The sequence below is a fragment of the Stieleria mannarensis genome (assembly GCF_014154935.1).
Classification (GTDB): Bacteria; Planctomycetota; Planctomycetia; order Pirellulales; family Pirellulaceae; genus Stieleria; species Stieleria mannarensis.
This window is the reverse complement of sequence record NZ_JACEHH010000102.1, coordinates 1-5769: the sequence shown is the minus strand read 5'-3', so window position 1 is coordinate 5769 and position 5769 is coordinate 1. Positions and strand designations below refer to the sequence as shown.

7 protein-coding genes and 1 pseudogene are annotated in these 5769 nt (G+C 56.0%); 5 read left to right on the top strand and 3 right to left on the bottom strand.

The window, feature by feature from the left end; translation table 11 throughout:
- Positions 1 to 88 precede the first annotated feature (88 nt).
- Both H1B37_RS32235 and H1B37_RS32230 read right to left on the bottom strand, forming a co-directional pair.
- Positions 89 to 820 (bottom strand): hypothetical protein, encoded by a 732-nt coding sequence (locus H1B37_RS32235; protein WP_353620973.1) that lies wholly within the window; start codon positions 818 to 820, stop codon positions 89 to 91.
- A 36-nt stretch (positions 821 to 856) separates the two neighbouring features.
- Complete coding sequence (locus H1B37_RS32230) at positions 857 to 1216, bottom strand: hypothetical protein (RefSeq protein ID WP_182871394.1); 360 nt, start codon at positions 1214 to 1216, stop codon at positions 857 to 859.
- A 374-nt stretch (positions 1217 to 1590) separates the two neighbouring features.
- On the opposite strand from H1B37_RS32230, the gene H1B37_RS32225 reads away from it, so the two are divergent.
- From H1B37_RS32225 to H1B37_RS32205, 5 genes are all read left to right on the top strand, one after another.
- Positions 1591 to 2127, top strand: coding sequence for an FKBP-type peptidyl-prolyl cis-trans isomerase (locus H1B37_RS32225; RefSeq protein ID WP_182871393.1), 537 nt, complete (start codon positions 1591 to 1593; stop codon positions 2125 to 2127).
- 749 nt (positions 2128 to 2876) lie between these two features.
- Positions 2877 to 3089 (top strand): hypothetical protein, encoded by a 213-nt coding sequence (locus tag H1B37_RS32220; protein WP_182871392.1) that lies wholly within the window; start codon positions 2877 to 2879, stop codon positions 3087 to 3089.
- A complete protein-coding gene (locus tag H1B37_RS32215; protein ID WP_182871391.1) occupies positions 3086 to 3577 on the top strand; it encodes a DUF2924 domain-containing protein in 492 nt (163 codons plus the stop codon). The genes H1B37_RS32220 and H1B37_RS32215 overlap by 4 nt, the downstream gene beginning before the upstream one ends.
- Entirely contained in the window at positions 3574 to 5148 is a 1575-nt protein-coding gene (locus H1B37_RS32210; RefSeq protein ID WP_146439870.1) for a recombinase family protein, read from the top strand. The genes H1B37_RS32215 and H1B37_RS32210 overlap by 4 nt, the downstream gene beginning before the upstream one ends.
- The gene (locus H1B37_RS32205; RefSeq protein ID WP_197203802.1) at positions 5145 to 5561 is read left to right on the top strand and encodes a hypothetical protein; all 417 of its coding nucleotides are present in this window, start codon (positions 5145 to 5147) and stop codon (positions 5559 to 5561) included. The genes H1B37_RS32210 and H1B37_RS32205 overlap by 4 nt, the downstream gene beginning before the upstream one ends.
- 8 nt (positions 5562 to 5569) lie before the next feature.
- Here the strand turns inward: H1B37_RS32205 and H1B37_RS32200 are convergent.
- Positions 5570 to 5769: pseudogene (locus tag H1B37_RS32200) on the bottom strand (hypothetical protein); the annotation flags it as partial.

Below are 5769 nucleotides of genomic sequence, written 5' to 3'. Positions count from 1 at the left end.
GCCAAAGTGGCGCTGCCAATCTAAATAGGTCGCCAAAGGCTGCTGTAATACAATCGACGTCCCCGAGGATCGCAGCCTTGATCGCTTCTCAGGGGCTGTCAGCGGATGCAGTTGTCGGCATAACCAACGTGATGTTGTGCCGCACGAGTTCATAGGCTTCACCATCCTCCTCGCCCGATGTCGGGTCCTCGACGCTGCTTCGCAACGTCAATGTCCCTGAAGATGGTCGCTCCAATTCGATCTGCCCATTCGCATCGGTCTTGATGTTTTTGCGAAACCCCTTTGATCCGCGGACAAACACCATCCGGTCGGCCACCGGCTTGCCTTGCCAAAGCAGTGTGAATTCGTACCGGCTTCCCACATCATGCGGCACGAGATCGAGTTTCATCTGGTCGGCCCGTCCCAACTCGTGCATCGCATCGTGCGATCGGACCGCCAGATTTCGCGCATAGTAGTGCAACAGCACTTTGGTTTGACCGTACTGGTAAACGCCGAACTTGCCGTAGGCATCGACGCTGTACTCGTCCGACGTCGGCAAAGCGACTCGCATCCAACGGTTGTCGCCCTGCTTGATCTCCTCCGCCTGAACCGCGTCGGGGGCGGGGCGATCGATGGTACGGACCCAGACGTCGCTCTTGCCCAGAAAGTGATCCAGATAGGATCCGTCGCCGGGTTTCGGGGCTTCCTCGAAATAGATGTTGGTTCCGGATTGGTCGTCCGGATTGCGATCGACCGAGATCCAAAGGTAGTGGGCATTGACGGTTGCGGCGATGCAAAGCCACGCAGTCGCGGTCAGGCAGAGAGGAATACAGCGGTTCACAAGTTTCTCCCGGTTGATGAATCTGGTTTTAGCGATCTACAAAGGAGGATCGGTCCGATAGTCATCGACAACCGATTGTTGTAGCTCGAGATCGTACAGCGCTTCGTACTCGTCGTCCAAATAGGCGGCCAGCGGGTCGGTGTAGGGATGCCAGGGCGCGGCCTCTTCTGCCTCCTGCTGTTGCTCACGCTCCTTCCGCTTGCGTGCCTTTTCAGCCTCGGTCGTTTCACGCATCGCCAGATAGGCGGGATCGATCTCCACCCCCAACATAGCCAATTCCACGGCGGCGCATCGCCAGTCCACCGCGAAATGTTTGCAGTAACCTTTCAGGACGTTCTTTCCGGAATAGGTCGGGAGCCACGACCGTGCCGACTGTAGACGGCCACGGCGGTTCATGCGTTTGACCCGTGGCGGCAGCGGTTTCTTTTTTCTTCCCAATGTCCTGCGCCTTTCATCCGTCAGTCGACCCGACGCATTGCCGCGGCGGCACTCACCAAGGCTTTTGATTCATCATCCAATCGAACCATCAACGAGTTGTTCTTTTGCATCACGTGCTTCCGAGGCTGAAGACTGGGCATAGGTTGAACCGCCGAATTGTACTGCGATATGCAATACACACCAACAAATGGCCTGTCCCACATACGGTTAAAACCGGACTTTCGGGGGACGTTCGTCTTCGCTACCCTCCCAGGCGTACTAGGACGGTGAGCAGAACTCCCGTGGATGCGCCGGAGTCACGCGGCATCCGCGACAGAAGTGGTGGATTAGAGATGAAGACTTGGTTGTCCGGGTGTCTATTGTGCTTTCTGTCTGCCGTATCGGGGTGTCGATCCACTGCACCACCGAGTCCCCCGGTCTCGGAAGTCTTGGCGACGCCGGACACCACGCCGGCCGCACCGAAAACGATTTCGTTTGTCGACAAACCTGAATTCCAGGCCGGGACGGGACCGATGGATTCCGAGACCCCTCCGGAATTTTCACAGACGGATTCGGGACTGAAGTATCGGGTGCTGCGGAATAGCACCGGAAAAAAACCGACGGCATCCGACACGGTGACCGTCCACTACCGCGGTTGGCTGAACAGCGGCAAGGTGTTCGATAGCTCGTACGAACGAGGCGAACCGACAACTTTTCCATTGGGCAACGTCATCGCCGGCTGGACCGAAGGCATGCAGTTGGTTGGCGAAGGCGGCATGATCGAATTTTACGTCCCGTCCCGCCTCGGCTACGGCGAACGGGGATCCCCAGGCTCCATCCCTCCCCACTCGCACCTGCACTTCATCGTTGAACTGGTCAGTGTGGACTAGGATAACCAAGCGATCGCGGCAGAACGATCGCAACATAAAATCGTTTTGCCCCCATTGTTCTGCCCGTCCTTTTCAGGATCGGACAACCATCCTGTGATAGGACCAATAGGACATAGGGGACCAATACGTCTTCCGGGCCCTCGTGGTCCGATCGACCACGGCCCCGTCACCGAGTTGATTAGCGCATCAAAAAACCCACGGTCACCTTGAAAGGCGACCGTGGGCATTAAGTTGTGGGCGACCGGCGGTCTTCAAACTCTTGTGGAATTCTAACCGTTGGTCAGACCACTTGGCAGATTATGTAGTGATTTTCTCTTAGGAATTGCTCGATCTCGGGGATCGGTTTGTTCGTTACCGTTCCTTGGTGGGGTGAATATTTTTTTGATCGGCTTGAATTCTACTTTGGCGCGCATGTGGGCGGAAGGACGGCATAGGTAACCGGGGAGGGAGCGTTTGGTTGCTCCCGGTTGCTTGTCGTTCTTTCAAAGGGTTGCGTGTGGGTAAGTCGGATTTGGATGTGGGTGAGTTGTCGCCAGATGAGCGACGACGGGCTGTGGCTGAATTGCTTGGTCGCGGCGTGGGGCGGTGGAAACGGTTTTGTCTGGAAACTGTTTCGGGAACTCTTGAAGACTCTTTGGGAAAGCCGCTTGAGGCGGGTCGGTTTCCAGGGCTCTCTGTGACGGACGCGGTTTCTGAACGGCAGATGCCCGCGGCCGAATCCATTCCTTCTTTCACAGAGATACCCATTCATGAGTGATGCAAGACGCAGCAATATCGCTGCCATTCTTTCGCGTGCATTGACTCGCTGCCGAACCAAGGCAGAACAGTCTGCGACGCAGTGTGCGATCTACACTCGCCAGTCAAATCAAGTCGATGTCGAACAAGATTCCGAATTGATCGACAACAACGAATTGGCGATCGTTCCCGAAGCGGAGAAAGCCAACACGGAGGTAAGCCGATGACGGATGAAACTCGATTGGCAGTGGCTGCGCTTGAGGACAAGACAGTCAATGAACTGCGATCGCTCTACGAAGAAGTGTTTGATGAAGTTTGTCGCAGTCGCCACAAGAAGTATTTGGTGCGACGAATCGCTTGGCGGTTGCAAGCGTTGGACGAAGGCGGGCTGAGCAACGAAGCGAAACAGAAGGCTCGAGAGTTGGCGGCGACTTCGGATCTTCGCATGACTGCTCCACGCGAAGAGGTTTTGGATAACGTTCGCCGGGTCACGCCTGAAGAGGACGGGTATGTCGACTGGGATCCTCGCTTGCCACCGCCGGGCAGCTTTCTGAAGCGGCGATACAAGGGCCAGATGGTTCGGGTGCTCGTATTGACGGACGGATTTGAGTACGAGGGCAAACGGTTTCGTTCGTTGTCGAAAGTCGCTGGCGAGATCACCGGGGTCAGCTACAACGGATTCCTCTTCTTTCGGCTCGGAAGGAGACAGAAATGAAAAAGCAAACGGAATCTGAACGGCGGATTATTCGGTGCGCGATTTACACTCGTAAGTCGACTGAGGAAGGTCTCGATCAAGAATTCAATTCGTTGGACGCCCAGCGTGAAGCCGGCGAGAACTTCATCGCCAGTCAATCGCAAGAGGGCTGGAAGGTCATTTCGACGAGGTACGACGATGGCGGCTACTCGGGCGGCAACGTTGACCGGCCCGCGATGAAACGATTGTTGGAAGATATCGCGGCGGGAAAGATTGATTGCGTGGTCGTGTATAAGGTCGACCGATTGAGTCGTAGCTTGCTGGACTTCTCGAAGATCATGGAAACGTTCGACAACCATGGCGTGTCTTTCGTTTCGGTGACGCAGCAGTTCAATACGACGCACTCGATGGGTCGGTTGACGTTGAATATTCTGCTTTCGTTCGCACAATTCGAGCGAGAGATCATCGGCGAGCGGATTCGCGACAAGATTGCGGCTCAACGACGGCGAGGGAAATGGGCGGGCGGTATTCCGGTGCTGGGCTACGACGTCGACCGATCCGGGCCAAGCCCGAAGTTGGTGGTCAACGCGGACGAGGCGGCGAAGGTGCGGCGTATTTTTGGCTTGTACCTCGAGATGGAGTCGATGACGCCGGTGGTCGAAGAACTTGACCGTCGTGGATGGTGCTTGAAGTCTTGGAAAACGAAATCGGGAAAGACGAGAGGCGGCAAGCCGTTTGATAAATCGTCGCTGCACACAATGTTGACCAACCAAACCTACATTGGTCGGATCAAGCATAAGACGCAGACGTTCAAGGGTGAGCACACGCCGATCATTGACCAGAAGTTGTTCGACGATGTCGCGGCGATGATGCGTAGTCACGCTCGCGGCGGGGGCAACCACTTGGTCAACAAGTATCAGGCGTTGTTGAAAGGTTTGATCTATTGCCCGGCGTGCAACTACTCGATGGTTCACAACGTCGCTCGCCGCCGGTCGAAAGTGTACCGCTACTACACGTGTGTGACGGCAATCAAACGCGGGCGGAAGTATTGTCCGTCACCCTCGCTGCCAGCGGCTGATATCGAGGCGGCCGTGGTCGACCAGATTCGCTGCATCGCGGATGATCCAGGCTTGCGCCGCGATGTGCTGGAGCAGTCGAGCAAACGTTGTGAAGCGGAATTGGCGGAGTTGAATACTCAAAGAACGCAGCTCACCCAACGATTGAATCACCAGCACGAGCAGATGAAACACGTAAGCAGCTCGACTGACGCCGGGTCTGGCGATTCAGAGCGATTGGCCGCCTTGCACCAAGAGGTTGCCGGGATTATCGAGTCGCTTGAAATCGTTAACGGCGAGATCGAACGCTTGACTGCGGAACAGATCGACGAGCGTGATGTGAACGCCGCCTTTGCAGATTTTGGCAACGTTTGGAATGAGCTGAACACTCGAGAGAAGTCGGCGGTGCTGACGTTGCTGATCAGCCGGATCGAATTCGACGCTGACGAAAGCTCACTTTCGATTTCGATGCACCCGGCGGGCATCAAAACCTTTTCCGCCGAAGCGACCGAACAACACCAGGAGACGAATTCATGATTACGGTCAAATGTAAGGTCAACGTGAACCTGAAGAAACCCGCCAAGAAGAAGGCGGAACCGTCCGACGAACCGCCGGTGAAACGGCGCGGAAAGGTTCCCAGGATTTCTCGCTTGATGGCGCTCGCGATTCGTATGGACGAGATGCTGCGGCGTGGTGAGGCACAGGACACGATCGAACTTGCCGAGTTGGGCAAAGTCTCGCAGCCCCGTCTCACTCAAATCCTGAGCCTATCGCTGCTCGCACCCGAGATTCAAGAAGCGTTGCTCTACCTGCCCCGCGAAATGACGGGGCGTTCCAAAATTCACGAAAGGAACTTGCGTCCGATTACAAAGCAACTGTGTTGGGTCAAGCAGCGTGAAATGTGGAGCGATCTGATTCGCTCAGTCGGTCCGGCGGCGAAAGATGTTTGACGCCATATTTAGAACGCGGGTGGCGTGATTCCCTTGGCTTTGAGGGCCGCGAGGTACTTGTCTGGTTCGGCGACTAGCTTTTTGGCGCAGCCGGGGCAGCAGATGTAGACGGCTTTTCCGTTGACATTGACCTTGCCTGGGACGCCCATGCCGCCCAACGGTTCGTCCATCACGGGACAGGTTTTCTGTGCGGCGATTGCGGCAGCAT

What these genes read in the sequence shown, in the direction of transcription:
- H1B37_RS32230 (WP_182871394.1), bottom strand. Translation starts at nt 1,216, where the DNA reads ATGAACCGCCGTGGCCGTCTACAGTCGGCACGGTCGTGGCTCCCGACC.
- H1B37_RS32225 (WP_182871393.1), top strand. Translation starts at nt 1,591, where the DNA reads ATGAAGACTTGGTTGTCCGGGTGTCTATTGTGCTTTCTGTCTGCCGTA.
- H1B37_RS32220 (WP_182871392.1), top strand. Translation starts at nt 2,877, where the DNA reads ATGAGTGATGCAAGACGCAGCAATATCGCTGCCATTCTTTCGCGTGCA.
- H1B37_RS32215 (WP_182871391.1), top strand. Translation starts at nt 3,086, where the DNA reads ATGACGGATGAAACTCGATTGGCAGTGGCTGCGCTTGAGGACAAGACA.
- H1B37_RS32210 (WP_146439870.1), top strand. Translation starts at nt 3,574, where the DNA reads ATGAAAAAGCAAACGGAATCTGAACGGCGGATTATTCGGTGCGCGATT.
- H1B37_RS32205 (WP_197203802.1), top strand. Translation starts at nt 5,145, where the DNA reads ATGATTACGGTCAAATGTAAGGTCAACGTGAACCTGAAGAAACCCGCC.